This is a genomic window from Paenibacillus wynnii, from assembly GCF_030812855.1.
In the GTDB taxonomy this organism is placed as follows: Bacteria; Bacillota; Bacilli; order Paenibacillales; family Paenibacillaceae; genus Paenibacillus_AQ; species Paenibacillus_AQ wynnii_A.
Window position 1 is genome coordinate 47,391 of sequence record NZ_JAUSTK010000003.1, and the last position, 21,952, is coordinate 69,342.

The window sequence follows — 21,952 nt, forward strand, 5'->3', positions numbered from 1 at the left end:
AAAATAGAAAGAGCACCTATCCCACAATGAGATGGTGCTCAACTTCTATTATTTAAGCTTACCCATCCGTTTCTTAGATGGAAGCAGTCTCTTTATCGGCGAAGCTAGCGCATGCTGATTCTTCAAATCATTGTTCGTTAGAGCTACATAACGCTTGGTCATAGTAAGATCAACATGTCCTAGCATACGTTGCAAGGCCAGTGCATTGCCGCCTTGCCGCAGGAACAGAAGAGCGAATGAATGCCGCAAATCATACGGAACAATATGGGTTCCAAGCTTCTTGCAGTAAGACTCGATTCTGTCGCCCCATGAAAGCCGATTAAGCGGATTTCCCTCATACGTGCAAAATACTGGGACAGATTCATCCCACTCCTCAGGACGAACAGAGAGCAGATCAGAAATAACCTTTGCTGTCTCAGGTGAATAATGAAGGGTGCGTGAGGCCTTCGTTTTGGCTGTCTCCTGCCTTACTTCAACTTCTAGCGCTTGTACATTAAAGTCTGATTTACGCAGCGCAAATGCCTCTTTAGGGCGAATTCCTGTATCCAGGAAGAAGATCATCAATGTATGGTTGCGCAGCCCCGTATATGTGCTTACATCTGGCATCATTAGAACATTCTCATCAAGATTGACAATCCTGCCTTCGGCTTTCCGCTTCTTAAAGTTCAGCAGTGGATTATCTTCAATCATTCCATTATCGGTACACCAGTTGAAGGATGTGCTTAAATATACAAGACGATTATTGTACCTGGCTGGTTTGATGTTGTCCTCACCAAGATATTCGTAAACACTTCTCTCCAAAGATTCAACAGCTTGCGGATTGTTCGCCTCGGGATACCTCCTAAAGTGAAACGGTTCACATGCTCTCTGTAATCCTTCATAGTCTGTTCCGATATCCCCTGTGCCTTCTTCCATAGCAGAAACTGTTCCAATGCCACCTCATACGTTGCGGGTGCTGACTTTCTCACCTTTCTTACCTTTGTTAATCTTCCAGCCATAACAAAAACCTCCTTCGCCTTCACCTGAGATTTAACCCCAAGCGCTGCAAAGGAGGATTCATGCTTCCGTAATCCTGTGTTGTTGAAACGACCTTTTCAGGTACACAGGACTACTGAATTTTAAGCGGTTTTGCGAATGTCGGTCACAGAATCATAGCTCTGAAAACCCTTATAAATCAAAGATGCCGAGGACGGGGGTCGAACCCGTACGGTACTCACGTACCGCAGGATTTTAAGTCCTGTGCGTCTGCCTGTTCCGCCACCCCGGCATGATATAAAGTGTTTGTAGCGTGTAACGCGACAAGAAATATCATATCATGGATTTTGAAAAAGGGCAATACTTTTCTCTAAGGAATTTTTATATCTCTGATTGAACATACAAATAACCCATCCCAGCAGAAGCTGAGACAGGTTATTTGGAAGCTGAATTATCGACGTTCGCCGCTTCTGCTTCTCATGCCAGCTAGACCGAGAAGTCCTACCAGGCCAAGCCAGCCCCAGCTAAAACCATCGTTATCATTATCGGTAGCATTTGTTGCCGTCGCACGGTAATTCCCATTTCCATTACGGTTGTTGTTAGCCAACGGGGACACTCTGTTATTGTCATTTACTCCGTTGCGGACCCCATTGTTCAACATGTTGCCAGTTCTGTTCATAGCGCCTGTGCCATTGGTTCCATTCATGGTGTCGGTACCCATAGTTCCAATGCCATTCGTACCGTTTCCGACATGATTGTTACCACCCATGCCTGTAGTTCCGGCTGCACTTGATGCGTAACCAACACCTAACAGACTCATGGATAAAACAGAACAGCACACAAAGCTTTTTATCAGCTTATTCAAGTTGTTATGCCTCCTTTGTTGTTTATCGCTGATAATTTCCCCACTTATCTCCTTATTTATTCAAAAAAATGATATCCACAGTTTTACTACCAGGATCGAAAGTAACTGTTGCTCCCAGCGCCTGAGCTATGGCCCGTATTGGTGCATAGGTCGTCCCCGAATCAATAAACCCTTCCGTAAGTTTCTGACCATTTATGGTTATCGTTACTTTGGCATCTTTATTCAATCCGTTGTCACCTCCGCTAATCCGCGTTAAGAGATCCTGAACCTGCTGTGCAGTAGGACGCTTGCCTGTCCGCAGTAGATTAATCGTCAAACCGAAGGTGATCTGCAGATGAGAATTGTCTTTAAAAGAGGTCCAATCTCCCCCCCACTCAAAACCAAGCTGCTTGGCAACTGTTACAACTTCCTGCCAGTCCGCTTTGCGGTCTTGGTCAAGGTCACGACTCATGTTCCAGGAAACGGTATTCCCATCCGGCAGGAGCAGCGCGAAATCAACTGCTAAGCCATAATTGTGATAACTGGTTCCACCCCTAGCGTAGGTAACAATGGGTCCCGGTTTGCTTCTACCCTGCGCGTACAGCGCATTTTGCTCTGCAATAGTCCGCAAACCCTGTGTAATAATGATGGGAACATCCTTGAAGTAGCATTGCTGTATTAATTCTTTGGTATATGCCATAAGTGCGGGATTAAGCCCTTTAAGACGGGCTTCCGATTTATCCTGTACTTGATCCAGAGTAAGCATATAATCACCCCCTGGTATATGTAATGTTATAAAATCACACTTGCTTGTACTCATAACCCGGATATCCTGTAAAACCTTAGGGAAATATACTAAAGGAAAGGGGGGACAACTTTATGGATATCCATAGTGATAACTACAAAATCGCAGCACTTAGTAATCAAGAGGACGCAGTTGAGATCATAAGAAGGGCTGAGGATGCTTTATCTAATCTAACCGGTAATAACTCCGTTACGTTGATCGCCTATGAAAAAAACGGTGGAAACGACTCCAAAGAGTAGCCACCCACCGTCTTAGTTCTTTATCACCCTTACTGTTAACACGTATACACTTCAACGATATTATCCAGAGCAATCCACTTCCATTCTTCCGCCCACTGCAATTTGATCTCACGCGTGTGGGCATGAATGGAGGTTATAAACCCGCTAAGCCTAACATCCTCAAAGGGGTCGAATAGGACTATAGTTACCCGAACATGGTTGCGAAGAGACAATACGAGCGCGCGCTCCATCTCCTCCTGCTTTTGATCATCTAGGGTTGGCTTATCACGCCGCAGGGTCTCCAGTTCATCGCGTCTAATCCGGCTTTTATGCTCCGGCAGCATCATGCGGCTACTCTCCCACAGCCCATTTCCGTCCAGTTTTTTGGCCATTGAATTCATTTCTCCCTCCGCTCAGCTCTATCCCCAATAAAGGGAACGTACGTTTGTATTATACTCAATGCTGTAGCGAATTATCAATAAGAAATAAGTGACAAATATCTCAAACATTTTCATCCTAAAATATGTATAATATTGTGTATCTCTATTGTGAAAGGAGCCCCAGCTTTGAAAAAAACTGCTCCACTACTTATGATGATACCGGCATACATAGTCATTCTGTTCCTTATTGTATATCAGAACCATTCGCTTTCAGACTTTACCAAAGGAAGTGTAACCGGAATAGTTATTGGGCTTATCCTTGCAACTGTCTTCATCATTCTATTACAGCTGTGTGGGATACAATTAAAACAGTGGAAGCATAAGAAATTCAAAGCCAGATTACTCCGATCAAAATAAACATCATACGAACGATGTAAATAGGCGCTGACAAATTAATTTGTCGAGCGCCTTTTTTGTGTATTCATACACCAAATCTATTTAGCTTCTATCGCTGATTCAGCTTCCACAAGCCCTGAAGCTACCCTTGCCTCATTAAGCTTAGAAATCCCGTACATCATGGCGAGCTCAGCATTCTGATTTAATTCTTTAAATTGCTCAGCCGTCACGGTAGCCGAATCTGCGCCTTGCGAGGCCTGCTCTTTTAATGAGTAAGCACTTTGAAAGGCAATTTTGGAGTCTTCCAGAAATGCCTTAATGTCTTGGGGCAACCCCGAGGAAATTTCCACATCATTAACCTGTTGTAATATATCTGTAGCTGTGTTCTGAAATACATCAATCGCCTTCTTCAACTGCTTGTCCGTAGCTTTTCCAGCGGAATAGGAGGCAAGTGATTCATTAAAATCCTCCAACGAAGATTTCCCTTCCTGTTCGATCGCTGACATTTCATCAAAGAATTTTTGCACATGGGCCTGTTTGTCTTCTTTGGAGACAATAGCCGTAGGCTCATTGCTACAGGCGCTGAGTAGGGAAAATACCAAAATCAGTCCCACTAATAACATTTTTTTCATTTCTCTATCCCTCCTACTAAAGCATAATGTGGAGTTTTGTAAAGAGCAAATGAAATATTTGTAAAAATTGAGGATGCATACTTTATCCATATTGTGAAAACATTAAGACAAAGTAAAAATGGAGGTTAAAGATTATGAACATCCAACGCGCAAAAGAAATTGCCAAATCACCTTCTATGGCTAAAGTGTCCTATGAAGGAGTTCTTATTTACATACAAAACGTGGATGAAGGGAATGAAGTGGCTAGAATCTTCCCTCTCGATCACCCTGAGCAGGAACAAGAGGTTCCTTTGAACAGCTTGGAAGAACTTTAGATCATTATAGAGTACTTACTCTGTAAAAAAAGGCAGTTGCGGCTGCCTTTTTATTTTATACTATTAATTCGGACTTTTTTCTCCATAAATAAAGCGAAACTCATCCTCAAGCATAGCCATCAAAATCATGTCATGAAACTCCCCGTCCTGATATAGGCTATCCCGCTCAATTCCCTCCCGTTGAAATCCAAGCTTTTCGTACACATGTATGGCTCGGGGATTAAAGTCGTAAACCCCCAGATGAATCCTATGTAAATTCAAGGTTTTGAAGCCGTAGCGGATCATATGTATCATAGCTTCTGTGCCGTAACCCTTGCCGCGATGTTGAGTCCCTTGAATGCAAATCCTAATATTCGCACTCCGATTGATAGGGTCTATTTCGTTCAACACCACTTCACCTACCAGTTGATCTGTGCCCTTCACCACAATCATGAAATCCACACGGCCTTCTTGGGGGACCCCGATCTTCTCGATCCAAACAGCGATTTCCTCACCCGTAAATTCGCTTTGCGAACCCGTTAGTCGGTTCAATTCAGGTTCCTGTAATAAAGAATAATAAGTATCCAAATCAGAGGCCTTAACAAAACGTAGATAAATATTATTCCCCATGATACTTGGTGTTTTTAATTGTTCCATCATATTATTTTCCTCCAGAGTATCAAATGTCCATTCTAAACGCCGGATCCATTCAACCTGATCTCAACAAAAGCGTTATTCAAAACAGGAGCTAATTGGGGATAGTGGAGTTTCGTGAACCATACCACCCAACCAACGTCATTCAGAGGATGCCCCCACTCCGCCCACTCCGCCCACTCCCAATCCAGAACATTCAGGTTGACCAAATGCTGGGGTACGAATCCGAGGTCTAATACTAGACTTCTTATTTGCTCCGCGTTACTCTTCCGAATCCCATGGGGATCAGCACCTGATGCATATGTATGTATTCACTAATACTCTTTCATTAGAGCACTCTAGTACATCATGAATAACAGGTGATATAGCTGACGCTTTTAAAAATTCCAAGCAACTGACCTCATTCAAGGTATCGTGATTGTACAGGTCGGCGACCTTTGTTACATCCTGATCATTAAACAAGCTCCTCTTTAGTCAAAATATAGAGCATCTCTCTTAACATTACTGCACACCGCGAAAAAAGACCACCGGACACCTCCGGCAGCCTCGCTTCTATTGTTCTCTATACCTTAACAGTTTCTAACGCTAACGGGCTAACCGCTTTCGTCTGATCAATGTAAATGAAGGCATCATACCGTTTGGAGATGACCGTAGGCACGTAATTCCCCCGTTCCCATTCCGGATGGTACACCACACCGATCGCACGGTGACCAATGAAGGTATCGTCCAAAACAGAATCCTCCTTGTCAAAATAAAGCAGCTTGTCCTCCGCACCATCCCGGTGAAGCATCTCCTCCCAGCTGTTGGCAACTGCGGCCGGCACACGCATTATCTCCATTGGAGCCCCCCATGACTTACCTGCTATAACGGTTCCCTGGTAGGTGCCGAAGCCGATGGCAAATACCTCATCCCCATGCTCCTCCCGAAGTAGCTGTCCTACATTAACCATCCCGTCTTCAGCCATATCCGTCGCTCGGGCATCCCCAACATGGGTATTATGTTCCCAGACAATCGTTCGGGCGCCTTCACCGTGGAATTCCATCAGCTTCTCCAGAGCCTCGACCATATGGCGATCCCTGATATTCCAAGACTCGGTGTCATGGCGAATCATAGTCCGGTAGTAGGCTTCTCCCCCTCTTACCGCCAACGCGTTCAGTTCAGCGCTTAACGCATTCTCTTTATCCTTCGGGTAAGCGTCCTTCCACTTGTCCTGCAGCCTGAGGAGAAGGGAAACAACCTCATTCTCGCAGCCTTCTCCATATATGGAAGCAGAAATCCCGTACGACTGGCCCTCCCGATCATAGGGCTCAAAACATTCAAACGCCCGTTTGGCTGCCTCCAGATCAGAAGTGTCCTCCTTCGAACTCAAATACTTCAAGATTTCGTCCATAGACTCCCAGAGACTATACACATCGATCCCGTAAAAACCAGCCTTCTCCTCATCCGGTTTGTCCCTATTATACTGACGAAGCCATTCAGCAAGCTCTATAATCTCACGATTAGCCCACATCCAGGTAGGCCATCGATTGAAGTCACTTAGCGCTGCTTTTGCATCGACACCCTCATCGGTATAACCCTTAACATACCGGTTCAACGTGTAGCATGAGGGCCAATCCCCTTCTACCGCAATGAATCGGAAGCCCTTTTCCGAAATCAAACGTTTAGACAAATCTGCACGGACAGTATAAAACTCCGAGGTACCATGGGATGCTTCACCCAGGAGCACATATTTAGACTTACCAGCCTCTTCGACCAGTCCTTTGGTTTCTTCTTCGCTGTTGAAGGATCTTGCCAGCTTGCGAATAGACTGCATGATTAACTTCTCTTTCATATCGCTTCACCCCTCGCACTATTTCTCAGTGTATGTCCACCAAAGTTTGCGCGTATACAGGGTAAAACATTCGTCAGAAGTTACCTTACCCGAGCAATTACTCTTGCAACTGAAGAATCCGCCCGGATATGCAGAGGCAATGCAATCACCTCAAACGAATCCACATTTAATAGCTGCTCAACATTCGTTAAATTTTCGGTGACAAGGATTTTATTCTTAAATAAATATTTATGTACTTCAAAAGGGTATTGGTCCGGTGAGGGTGTCTCCAAGCAGATCATTTTCACACGCTTCCTTACTAATAACTCAGCGAATGCCAGCGTTATGACGGGATGGTTTTTAAAATAACCGGCTTGCCCAAATAACTTGCTAATCATAGTTCCCTCCATGTCCAACTGATAGATGATCAGTGTAGGTTCTAGCACCGCTATTAAAAAAACGTACAGAGCTTTTAGATATAAGATATACTAATTTAGGCTCAACACTAATATCAGTTCTTGACAGGTGACCAGAAAGACAGAAATCCATTACGCCCAATAGAGGCGTTTTCTCCCTCTATTTCTGCACCCGCTACCCCATTTGGGCAATTAGAGGGAATTTCGCCCGCTAATTTTGAGGATATACCTCTTTGGGACGGAATGGGTAAGATTATAGGGATATTTTCCCTTTAATCTCATATTCATGGCGTTTCGGTCGGTATTAGCGGGCATTTTCCCCTCTAATTCACCGATGGACTGGTCCGCAACCCGGATTCGCTACCTGTAAGACGTAGTTACCCCAAACCCGGTGAAACATCAGGCGAAGTTAAATCGAAATCGTTCCCGGCACAGTGACGTAAACGGAAAATCAAGCACTGATTTCGAGAAAGAGCCCTAATTTACGCTTAAATAAAAACGGCTATCGTTTTTTCATAGCCGTACTTATTTGACTAAGTAGAAGGAGGAGCCGCAGTGAAAGCACGAAAACGGAAATTACTATGGAGTGTTATTATTCTCCTGCTATTTGTCGTAGCAAGTTATCTGTTCGAAGAAGAAAGATTCAGCAACGAGCCCTCTTCCACGTCCAGCGGAAAGGTTGTACAAATCCTCTTCCCTGTCGATCGTTATCCGAAGACAGCGAGGCATATTCAAGATGCTATTGAGGATGGCGAGGCACCGATCTGCACGATTGACCGCGAGGGTGCTGACGAAAATCGCCGCCTTTCCCTAAAAGGTGTGCCTACTAAAAAAGGCTATGACCGGGATGAGTGGCCTATGGCTATGTGTCTGGAGGGCGGAGAAGGCGCAGACATCGAATACATACCTCCGAGCGATAATCGAGGCGCCGGAAGCTGGGTTGGCAATCAACTAGAAGACTTTGCTGACGGTACACGCGTCGAGTTTATGTTCAAATAAAGCTCAAGACAAATTCAAAACCGTTCCGGTCCTGCAGGCAGATGCCTAATAGGACCGGAACGGTTTTTAGCATGTTTAGAATATACAGGCTTTTAAGATAATAACCAACAGGATGTAAAGAACCAGAATTGCACCTGTTGAAGTCCAAGGACTAACAACTGGCAATACCGGACCAGGACCTACATTAGCTCCACCAACATGACCACCGTAACAACATTCATTTCCCATTTACGAAAACCTCCTAATTGATAATGACTACAGCACAGAATATGTGGCAATAGACCATACCGTTTGGGCAAATTGGCAAAGAAAAGAGTGAATGCTTGATATTAAAGTTTATTTGCTTTATGCTTAGTGAAATAGGAACATTTGTTCTTAAACGGACTGAGGTGGCTATAATGAAATCATATTATCAAATGACTGCTTTGGAGAAATGGACTGAGGATCTTTATGAAAGATTGGGTATTAGAGAACCTTCACAGATATCAATAACTAATATTTCAGAACGGCTAAATATTTGGATTCATTATTTAGATGTAAGGAGCAAAGGCATTGAGGCCTCGGCCGGTATGTATAGTATGTTCATCGATAATCGCCTGCCTGCCGGAATGCAGCGCCTTGAATTTTTACATGAGCTTTGTCATTTACTCCGCCACGCGGGCAACCAAAGTGTAATGCCCGAGCATTATACCCAAGCACAACAAGATGAAGCGGATCGATTTATCCTTTATGCCGCTATGCCATATTCCATGATCTCAAGAAGATCATTGCCAGAATTAAGAAGCGAAGCCATCAGCTTCATCACAACCGAATTTGAAGTACCCCGAGAGCTGGCTATGCAGCGTATAGACCAAATTCAAAGGCGTATTTTTCAAGGGCAATTATTGGCTGTGATGGGGGCTCAGGGAGAAAAGGTACCCACACTCTGCTCTCCCCGATCCGATTAATTATGAAGTAAGTGATCAACCCAAATAGGCTGCTTCCAGAGTCATTTAGCATGACTTCGGAGCAGCCCACAGAAAGATACATATCCATGTTGGTCAATTCCTCTATCGTTTCCGAAGAAGATACTGGATTGCCTTTAAGAGATTTATTCGTTTACCAAAAAGTCGCACTAACCTTCCATAGCGTTTGTCTAAATACGGTATACTTCGACTCTATCTTTCCTCCAATTGCTTTTGCTATAGAGGCTTGTAAATTTGCGGTAACCCCAAAATCATCATTATAACTAATATCCATTTCAACCTTTTTTAATCCATGATTTATCACACCGTCAACTAGGCTATGCCATTTTTCCTCGGAAGGATACCATATAAGATCAGAGGGTTTCTTTGCTCTGGAGAAGAAATTCGGCTTTTCAAATTCAGCGCTGAACAGCACCTCATTCCCTTTGACTTGATTTACTTTAAGATCAGCCTCTGCATTTATAACTTCCTTCTTACCCTTCACTTTGGCGTTAAGTTCCCGGGCATACCCTTCTCTATATTCTACTGTAAGATTTTTCGGCTTAAGAGCCATAAGCAATCTAATCGCCTCGTTATACTTCTCTTCAAATGCCAAAGTATGAAATTTATCGGCTGGAAAATAAACACGATCATCATGCGGGTTTTTGATATAATAGGCATCTTTTTGGGGCACTAAGGAACCCTTCCATTTCAAAAAATCATGTGCCTGAGAATAGGGAACCTTTAGATATGTAAATTCAGCAGTAGTGTTTTTTAGCAAACTACTTATACTTGCCATACTAGCTATGTCAGCAGCTCCATTAACTATGGCAGCCCCTATCGGATTTATTATAGGAAGGACTAATTTACTAGCAATTCTACCCGCTACTTTGATACCTACGGCAGTCCCCACATCTTTTGCATGACTATGAGCCTTCAATTTTGAGCCTTTTTCCACAATTTCCGTTTCACTAAAGTCACCGAGTAAAATGATATTCCGCTCCGATGAATGAAAGTCTAGTATATTCTTCTCCAACGAATTCCCCTCACTTATTACTATAAAATTTAACATCCATAGTTAGTATATTCCGTTTGGAACTATAGGTAAATGCAGACTCAGGATGCGCTCAGGGTGGGGAGCTAATCTATTCGCCGCCATTACGCTAGCATCTTACTATTAAATCCGCCTTTAAACAGCAAAAAACCCTTACAAAGTAAGGGTTTTTAATAAGTGGGCCCTGAGGGACTCGAACCCCCGACCAATCGGTTATGAGCCGACCGCTCTAACCAACTGAGCTAAGGGCCCGGATGAAAAATATCCGTCATATATAATTGCTGCTTGTAAATAAATTGGTTGCGGGGGCAGGATTTGAACCTGCGGCCTTCGGGTTATGAGCCCGACGAGCTACCGGGCTGCTCCACCCCGCGTCAGTAATCATATTCAAACAGCGACAATAAATAATATACATTATATAGGGGTGATAAGTCAAGTAGGGATTAATAAAACTTCTCAAGGAAGGAAACGAACACCGTAGCGACCTTTACGCGAGCGATAAATTTCTACAAAGCGCGGGTCATGATAACCATAAATCCAGCCATCTTGCTCCAACCGTTTTGCCAGACATCCTGCTTGAAATCTGGTTCTGAACAGCTTGGCGAAGTATATCCAGTTCATGCTGCCCTCTTCTCCTTTTTTGGGAATGAATTACCCCTGCTCTGAACTTAGCATGCCCACTTTTTATAAAATAACCCTAAAAAGGTGTCCTACAGGCCATTTCCATGACTTTCAAGGAACACCCCTTCGTATCATATGCTTCTTAGTCATTTCTTACCGCACTCTTCTGAAGCTAACCGTTCTCCAAATCGAAGGACATCTGGGGATTTGTAATCAGCTGCAGCAGCATGGCATTTCCCTGCTTCTCCCATGCTTTTAACGCATTTGGAACGGATCTTTTTCCCTCGAAGACTTCAATAAATAACTGTCGTCCCGCATCGCTAACCTGACTAATTGCCGGCTTTTGGGTGAGCAAGCTATCCATTTTCAGATCATTAGGGGGTAGCGGCTTTAGAGTATAAAATGCCTCTAAGTTTATATTCGGATCCTGAGAAGTAATATATTCCTTACGTGAAGTCAGTTCATAGCGGTTATGTGCTTTGATTTTAGCAACTTCCTTGCTGTTCACAAATTTAATAAAATCCCAAGCATCCTCTGGATTAGTAGCTGTAATTCCGATTGCCATCATGGTGCCAAGCCAAGTTCCTACGGCAACATCCGGTTTCTCCGCATAGGTTGGAACCGTCACCACGCCCCAGTCCACAGGCTTGTAATTTTTAATTTTGGAGGCATTCCGGTGGACGGAAGTCAACTCATTAATATAACCGTATTCTCCGACAACCATCGCAGCTTTACTCGTAAGGAACAAGTCTCCTTGAATCGGGCTATAGGGCTTGCCATCAGTCCACATAAATTCCTGACTATCCAGTCCAGGCACCGTTTGCTTTTTAACCAAACCGCTATAAGTAGTCCATGCTTTACTCCACTGGGCATTGTTTACGGTCATTTTCTCACCCTTGTTGTCGTACTGGGAAAGCTTAAGGGGAGAGACATAGGTCTGCAAATCCCAGAATGGATCAGCCAGGTAACGATTCATTGAGAACCCGTAAACACGGCTCTCACTCTTTTTAGAAACCTTCGTAACCTTGGCAGCAAGAGCGAACATTTCATCCCATGTCATCCCATTAGTGGGATAAGCCACTTTAGCGGCATCAAAAATCTTTTTGTTATAGTAGAGTGCACTTGAGGAAAAAGTTGGCGCCAGCGCAAACAAATTCCCCCCTCCAAGCTCACGGATTCCATTTAGCATAGTAGGAGCCATCGTACTTATATCATAGTGATCCCGGTCAATAAGAGGCTGCAAAGGTAACACAAGATTGTTCTCAGCAAGACTTTTCAATAGCTGGCTTTCTCCAATGATTACATCCACCGGATGTTCCCCGCCCATAATCCCGCGAATACTCCCCAGATTATCCGTGTTTGGCTGCGGAAAAGCACTGCTGAATCGAAGCTCACTTGCATCAATTGCAGATACGAGTTCCAGCTTGATTTCAGGATGCTGCAGTTCATACATATCGGTGAATTGCTGGCGGAAATATGTGTCATCCTCTCCGCTCCAGAGACTGCCGATACGCAGCACACGTTGCTCCTGTGGAGCCTTCAGCGGTTCAGCCCACGCCGTATTCCATCCCTCAGAAGCCAGCGGCAGCAGAAGCACCGTACAGATGCCAAGGCTCAGAAGACGCCCTGGCGTACGTTTTCTTTTACTTGTATTCATAAATTTACCCTCCCGAAAAATAATCGTTCCATGTCCTATAAAAAGGTTACAAAGCGACTCCTTAATTTGGATTATAAAGGTTTTCATTGGAGGGTAAGTTACAGGCCGTTTAAAGTTAAACTACGATTTGGTCATGTTATTTCCAGTATTTGAGATTAGGATTTATAATATATCTCCCAGTCGCAAGAAAGACCCTGCACCATAAGGCGAGGGTCATTCAATGGACTGCTATATTAGGAGATCAGAATGAAAGGGATTCCTTACACACCAAATGCCGCCGGATCTTTTCTCCAGGAGCGAAGCAATTCTACATCATTTTCGGCAATCTTGCCCTGGGTTAGCGCTACATCAATCAAAGTATTGTAGTTAGATAAACTGTGCAGAGGGACACCTGCGGCCGAAAAAGCATCAGTAGCACGATCTAGCTCATAGCTGAAGATAGCCAGAACAGCCAAGGGATTACCTCCAGCTTCTTGCACAGCCTGCGCTGCTTTAATCGAGCTGCCGCCGGTTGAGATCAGATCCTCGATTACTATAACCTTTTGTCCGGATGTTATTAGACCTTCAATTTGGTTTTGCTTTCCATGTCCCTTAGCCTTATCACGAATGTAAGCCATTGGCAGATTCAACTTCTGTGCGACCCATGCGGCATGAGGAATACCAGCTGTTGCCGTACCCGCAATCACCTCAGCATCTGGATACTGACTTGTAATGAGTTCTGCAAAAGCATCCGCAATATAATTGCGGACCTCAGGGTAGGACAAGGTCAGGCGATTATCACAATAGATAGGGGATTTGATACCCGAAGTCCATGTAAATGGCTCCTGGGGGCGCAGTGCTACCGCTCCGATATTCAGTAAATAGGCAGCGATTTGTTCACTTTTATTCAATAATGAGCTCATGCCTGTGTCATCTCCTCAATGATATTTAGTGCGGCTTGGTATGGATCTTCCGCTCCTGTAATAGGTCGTCCTATCACTAGGTAATGGCTGCCCTGCCGTATAGCTTGTCCCGGTGTCATCACACGGGATTGGTCGTCCACGGATGACCCTGCCGGTCGTATCCCCGGTGTAACTGTACAGAAAGCTGGGCCACAGGCAGCAGCGATTGCAGCGGATTCCTGGGGTGATGCCACAACACCGTCCAGTCCAGCTTCGGCCGCCAGTTTGGCGTATCGAACGACAGTGTCCGTAACATTGCCAGATATACCGATCTCGCTGTTCATGACCTCCTGGCTAGTGCTGGTTAGCTGTGTGACTGCGATAATCAGCGGCATGCTTAGCGAAGGATTGATGCTTACCGCCGCTGCTGCTCCAGTGCGAGCCGCTGCCATCATGGCTGAACCGCCGGAGGCATGGACATTGAACATATCCGCTCCAAGCTGAGTCAGGCTTTCTGCGCCACCTTTAACCGTATTGGGGATATCATGCATTTTCAGATCTACAAATACGGAATAACCGCGGCGCTTCAAATCTTTAATAAATTCGGGGCCAGCCGCATAAAAAAGCTGCATCCCCACCTTCATATAGCAGGGAATTCCCTCCAGCTTGTTAATCAACACACTCGCCTGTTCAGCATTAGGATAATCCAAAGGAATCATAATTCGCTTCGCCATAGCTTTTTGTTCCAAGGTAAGCTCTTGTACCATACAGCACTCCTATCCGGTGCGACAGCGCCGCACTTTTCTATTAGACCCTAGGCATAGCGGAACGGTCTGCGAATAGTCGCAAACCGTTCCTGTCTTTTCGTTCACCTATGACTTGTTGTGGTTAAATTATTGTCCTACAAAAGCAGGCATAGATTCTGATGAGAAGTTAATCGTCTGAAGCATAATCAGGAGCGCCGTTACTGTATCCAGGGATGTCATACATACGACACCGTTCTCTACCGCTTCACGGCGGATACGGAATCCGTCGCGCTCCGGTGTTTTGCCCTTGGTCAGTGTGTTAAAGACGAAGTTAGCTTTACCACCCCGGATAAGGTCGAGAATGGTTGGTTCTCCTTCATCAAGCTTGTTAACGTTCATTACGTTCAGACCTGCTTCTTCGAGTGCAGTTGCTGTTCCACCGGTTGCAATGATCTTGTAGCCCATCGCGTGGAAGCCTTTCATAAGCTCAACGGCTTCAGCCTTGTCTTTATCCGCTACGGTTACGATGATTGCTCCTGTAGAAGGAATCTTCATCCCCGCTCCGATCAAGCCCTTATACAAAGCTTTGGCGTACAATTTATCACGACCCATAACTTCACCGGTCGACTTCATTTCAGGTCCCAGAGTAGGTTCTACTCTACGTAGCTTGGCAAAAGAGAACACCGGTACTTTTACCGAAACATAGTCGCTTTCAGGCCATAGACCTTCTACATAACCATCGTCCTTCAGCTTGCTCCCGAGAATGATCTTTGTAGCCAAGTGAGCCATTGGAATTCCTGTCACCTTACTCAGGAACGGAACCGTACGCGAGGAGCGTGGATTTACTTCGATTACATACACTTCATTTTGATAAATTACGAATTGAATGTTTACTAGACCAATGGTCTTCAGTTCCTTGGCAATCTTGATCGTAATGTCCGCGATCTTCTGCTTGAGGCCTTCATCCAAATATTGCGGAGGATATACGGCTATGGAGTCACCGGAGTGGACACCAGCGCGTTCTACGTGCTCCATGATACCCGGAATAACAACCGTCTCACCATCGCAAATCGCGTCAACTTCAACCTCTTTACCAAGCATATAACGGTCAATCAATACCGGATGTTCCGGATTGACCTTTACCGCTTCTTTCATATAGCTGAGCAGTTCCGTGTCATTGTAGACAATTTCCATCGCGCGTCCGCCCAGTACATAGGAAGGACGTACCAGTACAGGATAACCAAGGTCTTGTGCAGTCTGTACAGCATCATCTATGGAATCAACCGTCTTGCCTTTAGGCTGTGCCACATCAAGACGGGACAGCAGCGCTTCGAACTTCTTACGGTTCTCAGCTTCATCGATACTTTCCAGACTGGTTCCAAGGATATTAACGCCGGCTGCACTGAGCGGTGCAGCAAGGTTAATGGCCGTCTGTCCGCCGAACTGCACGATAACTCCGATTGGATTCTCTTGGGCAATCACGTTCATTACATCCTCAAAGAAAAGCGGTTCAAAATACAAGCGGTCCGAAGTGTTGAAGTCTGTTGATACCGTCTCGGGATTGTTGTTAATAATTACGGCTTCATAACCTGCCTTTTGAATTGCCCATACTGCATGCACAGTAGAGTAGTCAAACTCAATCCCTTGACCGATCCGTATTGGGCCGGAGCCGAGTACGATGACTTTTTGCTTGTCGGAATGGATGACTTCGTTCTCCGTCTCATAGGTTGAGTAGTAATACGGTGTGGAGGCCTCAAATTCAGCCGCACAGGTATCTACCATTTTGAAGACAGGTGTCAATCCTTGCTTCAGGCGGAATACCCGAACCTCGGATTCTTTGGTTTGTTCACCGTCAGGATATGCTTGTGCTCGAATTTCTGCAATAGCCCGATCCGTAAAGCCTTTACGCTTAGCTTGGTACAATGTCTCCGGGGATAAACTTACTTCACCGCGAATGACATCTTCAAATTGGATCAACCCTTCGATCTTGGAGAGGAACCACCAATCAATGTTCGTGATATCCTGAACTTCTTGTAATCCATAACCGCGGCGGAACGCTTCTGCGATCAGGAATAGGCGCTCATCATCCGCTTTTGCCAAGCGTTCACGGAGGACACTCTCCTCCAGAGCATCCGTACCCGGCAGGTAGAAACGGTGAACACCAATTTCCAAGGAACGGATGGCTTTATGAATCGACTCTTCAAAAGTACGGCCTATAGCCATAACCTCACCGGTCGCCTTCATTTGCGTGCCAAGCTTCCGGTTCGCATAGATGAACTTATCAAAAGGCCAGCGTGGAATTTTACTTACGATATAGTCAAGTGTTGGTTCAAAGCAGGCATATGTCTGTCCGGTAACCGGATTAACGATTTCATCCAAAGTATAGCCCAGCGCGATTTTGGCTGCCATTTTCGCAATCGGATAGCCTGTAGCCTTCGAAGCCAAAGCCGATGAACGGCTTACACGAGGGTTAACTTCAATGACATAGTATTGATAGCTTTGCGGATCAAGCGCGAATTGTACGTTACAACCGCCTTCAATATTAAGCGCACGAATAATTTTGAGTGAAGCACTGCGCAGCATTTGGTACTCACGGTCAGAGAGGGTTTGGCTCGGTGCCACAACGATACTGTCTCCCGTATGCACTCCAACTGGATCAAAGTTCTCCATGTTGCAGACAACGATACAGTTGTCGTTCGCATCACGCATAACCTCGTATTCAACTTCCTTCATGCCTGCAATACTCTTCTCTACCAGACATTGACCGATCGGGCTATAACGAATACCCGCTTTGACTGTCTCACGAAGTTCTTCTTCATTGTCGCAAATCCCGCCGCCTGTTCCGCCCAAGGTATAAGCCGGACGCACAATCAACGGATAGCCGATTCCTGATGCGAATTCAAGAGCTTCCTCCAAGGTGGTGATAATGGAGCTTTCCGGTACAGGCTGATCCAGTTCACGCATCAGATCACGGAACAAATCGCGATCTTCTGCCTTCTCAATGGATTCAAGCTGCGTACCCAGCAGTTTAACGTTCTCCTTCTCGAGTACACCTGCGCGGGCCAATTCTACGGCCATATTCAGGCCGGTCTGTCCGCCTAACGTTGGAAGCAATCCATCCGGGCGCTCTTGACGGATAATGGCAGTTACAAATTCTAGGGTAATCGGCTCGATATACACTTTATCAGCCATGTTAGTATCCGTCATAATGGTCGCTGGGTTACTGTTAATCAGAACGACCTCGACGCCTTCTTCTTTCAGCGCTTGGCAAGCCTGAGTCCCTGCATAGTCAAATTCAGCAGCCTGCCCAATGACAATTGGGCCGGATCCGATTACGAGTATCTTCTTGAGCTTATCGTTCTTTGGCATGTTATAGAGCTCCTTTCACGGCTTCGAGCTGTGGTGTTGGTTTCGGCGCCGTGATTCTGGCGTTCGCTGCAAGTTGTGCCTGACGGGAGCTTACAGGAGTGTTAGCTTTGTGGTCAGCAATCATTTGCAAGAAGCGGTCGAACAAGTAACTGCTGTCATGCGGGCCCGGCGCCGCTTCCGGATGATACTGCACCGAAAAAGCAGGGTAGCGGGTATGTTTGAGTCCTTCGACAGTCTTATCATTGTTATTGATATGCGTAACTTCTAGATCCGTATTTAATACAGAATTCTCATTCACGGTAAAACCATGGTTTTGTGAGGTGATGAAGCAACGTCCGCTTTCCAGTTCTTTTACTGGATGGTTCCCACCGCGGTGACCAAACTTCAGCTTCTCCGTATCTGCACCGCAAGCCAGCGCAAACAGCTGATGTCCTAGGCAGATGCCAAAGATCGGATACTCACCGAGCAGCTCGGAAATGGTCTTAACAGCATAAGGAACATCTTTAGGGTCCCCAGGGCCATTCGAAAGCTGAATGCCATCCGGGTTCAGGCGGCGAATCTCATCCGCGGTTACATCATGAGGTACGACTACAACATCACAACCGCGGCTGTTCAATTCACGCAGAATGCCCGTTTTTGCACCGTAATCCACAAGTACGATCCGTTCTTTACTTCCAGGACTGCTGTATGCAGTGGTGGTAGACGTGCGAGCTACCTGGTTGCGCAGCTCCTCAATGGTGGTATCGCCCATCATTTCCATCAGTTCTTCCACACGCTTGTTAGAGGTAGTTAGGATAGCCTTCATGGTGCCGTAATGACGAATGATGCGTGTCAGCATCCGCGTGTCAATCTCACTGATCCCGGGAATGTCGTATTCCTTCAACAGGTCGTCAACACTGTATTCAGCTCTCCAGTTACTTGGGACTGTCTCGTGACGACGCACTACGAAGCCATGTACAAAAGGGCGTACAGATTCAAAATCATCCCGGGTAATGCCGTAATTTCCAATCAGAGGGTATGTCATTGTAACGATTTGACCACAGTAGGAAGGATCCGACAGCACCTCCTGGTAACCTGTAATCCCTGTATTAAACACAACCTCGCCTGTCTTTTCGCCCTCAGCGCCAAATGCGGTACCTGTAAACAGTGTTCCGTCCTGAAGCAGCAATCTCGCTTGCATTCCCTTCACTCCTTCTTGTTGTTTCTATAATTAATGTCTGTTAGTTAGTTATTTGCATTCCAAACTTCTTTGCCTTCTACCCAAGTCATCACTGGCCAACCTTTAAGCTTCCACCCTGCAAAAGGAGTGTTGCGTCCCTTGCTTGCGAAGGTTCCAGGATCTACTTCCAACTCCTGCTCCAGATCAATTAGTGTCAAATCCGCAGGAGCTCCGATATCCAGAACACCTGTATTCAAGCGGAATACCCGGGCCGGATCGGCAGTCATTCTTTGTACCAGCAGGGACAGATCCCATTTACCAGATTCCACAAAAGCTGTATACAGCAGCGGGAAGGCCGTCTCGAAGCCAACGATACCGAAAGGTGCAAGCTGCATTCCTTTTGCTTTCTCTTCCTCGCTATGCGGGGCATGGTCGGTAACAATCATATCCAAGGTGCCGTCCAGTAGCCCTTCGATACAGGCTTCGACATCGCGCCGGGACCGCAAGGGCGGGTTCATTTTCCAATTGGCGTCCATACCCGGAATGTCTTCTTCAGAAAGTAGAAGATGGTGCGGGCAAACCTCAGCAGTTACTTTTATTCCGATTTGCTTAGCTTGTCTGATCAATCGAACGGATTGTTCTGTGCTGACATGACATACGTGGTAGTGAACCCCTGTCGCCTCGGCCAGCAAAATATCACGTCCAACGTGAATCGCTTCGGATTCATTCGGGATGCCCTTCAAACCATGTCGGGTCGCGAACTTCCCTTCATTTACACAAGCACCTTCAACCAGCGAATTATCCTCACAATGTGCAATAACCGGCATATCCAGTGCTGCTGCGATATTCATGGCATCCTTCATCATTTGTGCATTTTGTACACCTACGCCATCATCCGTAAACCCGATTGCCCCGGCTTCCTTCAATGCTGCAAAATCCGTTAACTCTCGGCCCAACTCATTCTTGGTGATTGCTGCATAAGGAAGCACCTTTACCAGACCTGCTTCACGGGCTTTGTCTTTTACAAATTGCACAATCTCAGGTGTGTCTGTTACAGGCCGTGTATTAGGCATACAGGCGATCGTGGTAAATCCACCCTTGGCTGCCGAACGGCTTCCTGTTTCCACTGTCTCCTTGTGCTCAAAACCAGGTTCGCGAAGATGTACGTGCATGTCGATCAACCCTGGAATCAAAAGCTTTCCTTTGGCATCGATTATTTCTGCAGCCTCGCCAGCTTCTTGTTTGCCGTCCAATACAGCAGAGATAACTCCGTCCTGAAGTACAATATGTTTTAGTTCCAGATTGCCATCCTTGTTAATCATGCTGGCGTTCTTGATAATCACATTCAAAACTCCTTTTGGCCGCGGTAGGCCTCTCGTTATTATATAATAAAAATTCATCTTTGTGTATATTTATTAATACCTTTATGTCGGATTTTTTAGAGTACCGCTCTTTCTATAACCGCCATCCGAACGGGCACCCCGTTTGCCATCTGTGGAAAAATCCTTGATTTACTGCTTTCTACCACGGAATCATCAATTTCTACATTACGATTGACCGGAGCAGGATGCATAATGATTGTACCTGCCCCCAGCTTAGCGGCCCGTTCCTCCGTGAGTCCAAACTGCCTGCGGTATTCATCAGCGGATTGCAATATCCCTACTGCGTGGCGTTCAAGCTGTACGCGGAGCATCATGACCACATCAGCTTTCAGAGCTTCTTCTATAGAAACGTATGGAGCATAGGGCATTAATTCTGGTGCTTTCATATTCTCCGGCGCACAGAACTGCACTTGTGCCCCCATCTTCGTAAGTCCCCACAGGTTGGAGCGGGCCACCCGACTATGCATAATGTCTCCGATTATAGATACCTTCAGCCCTTTTAGCTCTCCAAAGGTTTTAGTCATTGTGTACATATCCAGCAGCGCCTGTGTCGGATGCTCGTTATTTCCGTCTCCCGCATTGATAAGCGGAATGGATACCTTCTCAGCTAATTGCTGTAACACTCCTGCAGGCTTCAACCGTATTACTCCGGCATCAATACCCATAGATTCCAAAGTTCGCACAGTGTCGTATATGGACTCGCCTTTTTCTACACTGGAGGCTGCAGACGTAAAGTTCAGAACCTGCGCTCCAAGGCGTTTTTCTGCCATTTCGAACGAGAACCGGGTTCGTGTGCTATTCTCAAAAAACATGTTCGACACAAATTTCGATTCCAGCACTGGTGTTAATTTCTCAGCCTGCTTATCCCAATATGCTGTTCTATTCAGCAGTTGAACAATCTCTGACTGATTCAGTTCCTTCAAACCCAGCAGACTGCGTTCCTTCACCATGGTTGCCGTCATCATTGTTATCGTTCCTCCCGGTTCGAAATAATATATACTTCGTCCTTGCCGTCATATTCGGTCAAGGCTACTTCAATTTGCTCATGTTTGGAGGTTGGAACATTTTTACCGATATAATCAGGGCGGATCGGAAGCTCCCGATGTCCTCGGTCAGCCAATACTGCCAATTGGATCATTCTAGGCCGTCCGCAATCCATCAGAGCATCCATCGCCGCCCGAATCGTACGACCGGTGTAAAGTACATCGTCGAACAAAATCACCTTTTTATCGTGGATCCCCGTACTGCCGGACGTGATAGTCAGAATGCTCTTAGCGGGGTTCTGGTCCTTAAATTCATCCAGCCCCTTGCCACCCTCTTCTCGGTCATCCCGGTAATGCGTGATATCCAGCTCACCGTAGGGTATGTCCACACCTTCAATCTCCTTGATCCTTTCGGCTATCCTTTGTGCCAGATACACCCCGCGTGTACGAATACCGATCAGCAAGCAGTTTTCAATACCTTTGTTCTTCTCTAAAATTTCATGTGCGATACGCGACAGCGCCCGACGAATTGCTGTTTCATCCATAATGACATTTTTCTCAGTAACCATAATCTCGTCATCCTCCTGCTTGTAAGCCTTGTCCACAGTTCCCGGAAAACAAAAAACTCCTTGCCCAAGGTAGGCAAGGAGTGAAATCCGCAGAATTAAGAAAGATGGCGTGGCCGCGCGCATAAAAAGCTTATCCGTACACATACGGATACCCTTCTAAGAGTC

At 45.8% G+C, this 21,952-nt stretch carries 23 protein-coding genes and 3 tRNA genes; 4 read left to right on the forward strand and 22 right to left on the reverse strand.

Going from position 1 to position 21,952, the window contains the following annotated elements:
- Positions 1 to 48: 48 nt before the first annotated feature.
- The 4 genes from J2T20_RS04185 to J2T20_RS04200 all read right to left on the reverse strand — a co-directional run bounded on the left by J2T20_RS04185 (position 49) and on the right by J2T20_RS04200 (position 2,585).
- Positions 49 to 915 carry a tyrosine-type recombinase/integrase gene (locus J2T20_RS04185; protein ID WP_307585893.1) on the reverse strand — a complete coding sequence of 289 codons (867 nt, stop codon included), beginning with the start codon at positions 913 to 915 and terminating at the stop codon, positions 49 to 51.
- Between the two features lie 266 nt (positions 916 to 1,181).
- Positions 1,182 to 1,267: transfer RNA gene (locus tag J2T20_RS04190), tRNA-Leu, on the reverse strand.
- Between the two features lie 159 nt (positions 1,268 to 1,426).
- On the reverse strand, positions 1,427 to 1,840 hold the full coding sequence (locus tag J2T20_RS04195; protein ID WP_307585894.1) for a WGxxGxxG family protein: 414 nt from the start codon (positions 1,838 to 1,840) through the stop codon (positions 1,427 to 1,429).
- Between the two features lie 52 nt (positions 1,841 to 1,892).
- Positions 1,893 to 2,585 carry a M15 family metallopeptidase gene (locus tag J2T20_RS04200; protein ID WP_307585896.1) on the reverse strand — a complete coding sequence of 231 codons (693 nt, stop codon included), beginning with the start codon at positions 2,583 to 2,585 and terminating at the stop codon, positions 1,893 to 1,895.
- A 113-nt stretch (positions 2,586 to 2,698) separates the two neighbouring features.
- Between J2T20_RS04200 and J2T20_RS04205 the strand changes: the two genes are divergently transcribed.
- A complete protein-coding gene (locus tag J2T20_RS04205) occupies positions 2,699 to 2,863 on the forward strand; it encodes a hypothetical protein (RefSeq protein ID WP_307585899.1) in 165 nt (54 codons plus the stop codon).
- A 35-nt stretch (positions 2,864 to 2,898) separates the two neighbouring features.
- Here J2T20_RS04205 and J2T20_RS04210 read toward each other — a convergent pair whose 3' ends face one another.
- Both J2T20_RS04210 and J2T20_RS04215 read right to left on the reverse strand, forming a co-directional pair.
- Positions 2,899 to 3,234 carry a YolD-like family protein gene (locus J2T20_RS04210; protein WP_307585901.1) on the reverse strand — a complete coding sequence of 112 codons (336 nt, stop codon included), beginning with the start codon at positions 3,232 to 3,234 and terminating at the stop codon, positions 2,899 to 2,901.
- Positions 3,235 to 3,716: 482 nt separating this feature from the next.
- The gene (locus J2T20_RS04215; protein WP_307585903.1) at positions 3,717 to 4,250 is read right to left on the reverse strand and encodes a hypothetical protein; all 534 of its coding nucleotides are present in this window, start codon (positions 4,248 to 4,250) and stop codon (positions 3,717 to 3,719) included.
- 134 nt (positions 4,251 to 4,384) lie between these two features.
- Between J2T20_RS04215 and J2T20_RS04220 the strand changes: the two genes are divergently transcribed.
- Positions 4,385 to 4,564, forward strand: coding sequence for a small acid-soluble spore protein H (locus J2T20_RS04220; protein WP_307585904.1), 180 nt, complete (start codon positions 4,385 to 4,387; stop codon positions 4,562 to 4,564).
- Positions 4,565 to 4,627: 63 nt separating this feature from the next.
- On the opposite strand, the gene J2T20_RS04225 is transcribed toward J2T20_RS04220, so the two are convergent.
- From J2T20_RS04225 to J2T20_RS04235, 3 genes are all read right to left on the reverse strand, one after another.
- The gene (locus tag J2T20_RS04225) at positions 4,628 to 5,203 is read right to left on the reverse strand and encodes a GNAT family N-acetyltransferase (RefSeq protein WP_307585906.1); all 576 of its coding nucleotides are present in this window, start codon (positions 5,201 to 5,203) and stop codon (positions 4,628 to 4,630) included.
- 556 nt (positions 5,204 to 5,759) lie between these two features.
- The gene (locus tag J2T20_RS04230; RefSeq protein ID WP_307585908.1) at positions 5,760 to 7,028 is read right to left on the reverse strand and encodes an erythromycin esterase family protein; all 1,269 of its coding nucleotides are present in this window, start codon (positions 7,026 to 7,028) and stop codon (positions 5,760 to 5,762) included.
- An 80-nt stretch (positions 7,029 to 7,108) separates the two neighbouring features.
- On the reverse strand, positions 7,109 to 7,405 hold the full coding sequence (locus J2T20_RS04235) for a cyclase family protein (RefSeq protein ID WP_307585910.1): 297 nt from the start codon (positions 7,403 to 7,405) through the stop codon (positions 7,109 to 7,111).
- Positions 7,406 to 7,978: 573 nt separating this feature from the next.
- Between J2T20_RS04235 and J2T20_RS04240 the strand changes: the two genes are divergently transcribed.
- Positions 7,979 to 8,422: a NucA/NucB deoxyribonuclease domain-containing protein gene (locus J2T20_RS04240; RefSeq protein ID WP_307585912.1), complete on the forward strand. Its 444-nt coding sequence runs from the start codon at positions 7,979 to 7,981 to the stop codon at positions 8,420 to 8,422.
- Between the two features lie 75 nt (positions 8,423 to 8,497).
- Here J2T20_RS04240 and J2T20_RS04245 read toward each other — a convergent pair whose 3' ends face one another.
- Positions 8,498 to 8,650 carry a hypothetical protein gene (locus J2T20_RS04245; RefSeq protein ID WP_307585914.1) on the reverse strand — a complete coding sequence of 51 codons (153 nt, stop codon included), beginning with the start codon at positions 8,648 to 8,650 and terminating at the stop codon, positions 8,498 to 8,500.
- Between the two features lie 170 nt (positions 8,651 to 8,820).
- Here J2T20_RS04245 and J2T20_RS04250 point away from each other — a divergent pair, with 170 nt between their 5' ends.
- Positions 8,821 to 9,369 carry an ImmA/IrrE family metallo-endopeptidase gene (locus J2T20_RS04250; protein WP_307585916.1) on the forward strand — a complete coding sequence of 183 codons (549 nt, stop codon included), beginning with the start codon at positions 8,821 to 8,823 and terminating at the stop codon, positions 9,367 to 9,369.
- A gap of 151 nt (positions 9,370 to 9,520) precedes the next feature.
- Here the strand turns inward: J2T20_RS04250 and J2T20_RS04255 are convergent, their stop codons facing one another.
- The 12 genes from J2T20_RS04255 to pyrR all read right to left on the reverse strand — a co-directional run bounded on the left by J2T20_RS04255 (position 9,521) and on the right by pyrR (position 21,787).
- Positions 9,521 to 10,402: a hypothetical protein gene (locus J2T20_RS04255; RefSeq protein WP_307585918.1), complete on the reverse strand. Its 882-nt coding sequence runs from the start codon at positions 10,400 to 10,402 to the stop codon at positions 9,521 to 9,523.
- 196 nt (positions 10,403 to 10,598) lie between these two features.
- A tRNA-Ile gene (locus J2T20_RS04260) sits at positions 10,599 to 10,672 on the reverse strand.
- A gap of 45 nt (positions 10,673 to 10,717) precedes the next feature.
- Positions 10,718 to 10,794: transfer RNA gene (locus J2T20_RS04265), tRNA-Met, on the reverse strand.
- An 82-nt stretch (positions 10,795 to 10,876) separates the two neighbouring features.
- On the reverse strand, positions 10,877 to 11,041 hold the full coding sequence (locus tag J2T20_RS04270) for a hypothetical protein (protein ID WP_019909365.1): 165 nt from the start codon (positions 11,039 to 11,041) through the stop codon (positions 10,877 to 10,879).
- A 172-nt stretch (positions 11,042 to 11,213) separates the two neighbouring features.
- Positions 11,214 to 12,698 carry an ABC transporter substrate-binding protein gene (locus tag J2T20_RS04275; RefSeq protein WP_307585923.1) on the reverse strand — a complete coding sequence of 495 codons (1,485 nt, stop codon included), beginning with the start codon at positions 12,696 to 12,698 and terminating at the stop codon, positions 11,214 to 11,216.
- A gap of 260 nt (positions 12,699 to 12,958) precedes the next feature.
- Positions 12,959 to 13,600: an orotate phosphoribosyltransferase gene (gene pyrE, locus J2T20_RS04280; RefSeq protein WP_307585925.1), complete on the reverse strand. Its 642-nt coding sequence runs from the start codon at positions 13,598 to 13,600 to the stop codon at positions 12,959 to 12,961.
- Positions 13,597 to 14,346 carry an orotidine-5'-phosphate decarboxylase gene (gene pyrF / locus J2T20_RS04285; RefSeq protein ID WP_307585927.1) on the reverse strand — a complete coding sequence of 250 codons (750 nt, stop codon included), beginning with the start codon at positions 14,344 to 14,346 and terminating at the stop codon, positions 13,597 to 13,599. The genes pyrE and pyrF overlap by 4 nt, the downstream gene beginning before the upstream one ends.
- 126 nt (positions 14,347 to 14,472) lie before the next feature.
- Positions 14,473 to 17,694, reverse strand: coding sequence for a carbamoyl-phosphate synthase large subunit (gene carB, locus J2T20_RS04290; protein WP_307585929.1), 3,222 nt, complete (start codon positions 17,692 to 17,694; stop codon positions 14,473 to 14,475).
- Between the two features lies 1 nt (position 17,695).
- The gene (carA, locus tag J2T20_RS04295; RefSeq protein WP_307585931.1) at positions 17,696 to 18,874 is read right to left on the reverse strand and encodes a glutamine-hydrolyzing carbamoyl-phosphate synthase small subunit; all 1,179 of its coding nucleotides are present in this window, start codon (positions 18,872 to 18,874) and stop codon (positions 17,696 to 17,698) included.
- A 44-nt stretch (positions 18,875 to 18,918) separates the two neighbouring features.
- Complete coding sequence (locus tag J2T20_RS04300) at positions 18,919 to 20,253, reverse strand: dihydroorotase (RefSeq protein ID WP_373457752.1); 1,335 nt, start codon at positions 20,251 to 20,253, stop codon at positions 18,919 to 18,921.
- A 38-nt stretch (positions 20,254 to 20,291) separates the two neighbouring features.
- On the reverse strand, positions 20,292 to 21,200 hold the full coding sequence (locus tag J2T20_RS04305) for an aspartate carbamoyltransferase catalytic subunit (RefSeq protein ID WP_307585936.1): 909 nt from the start codon (positions 21,198 to 21,200) through the stop codon (positions 20,292 to 20,294).
- Between the two features lie 2 nt (positions 21,201 to 21,202).
- Complete coding sequence (pyrR, locus tag J2T20_RS04310; RefSeq protein ID WP_307586254.1) at positions 21,203 to 21,787, reverse strand: bifunctional pyr operon transcriptional regulator/uracil phosphoribosyltransferase PyrR; 585 nt, start codon at positions 21,785 to 21,787, stop codon at positions 21,203 to 21,205.
- Positions 21,788 to 21,952 lie beyond the last annotated feature (165 nt).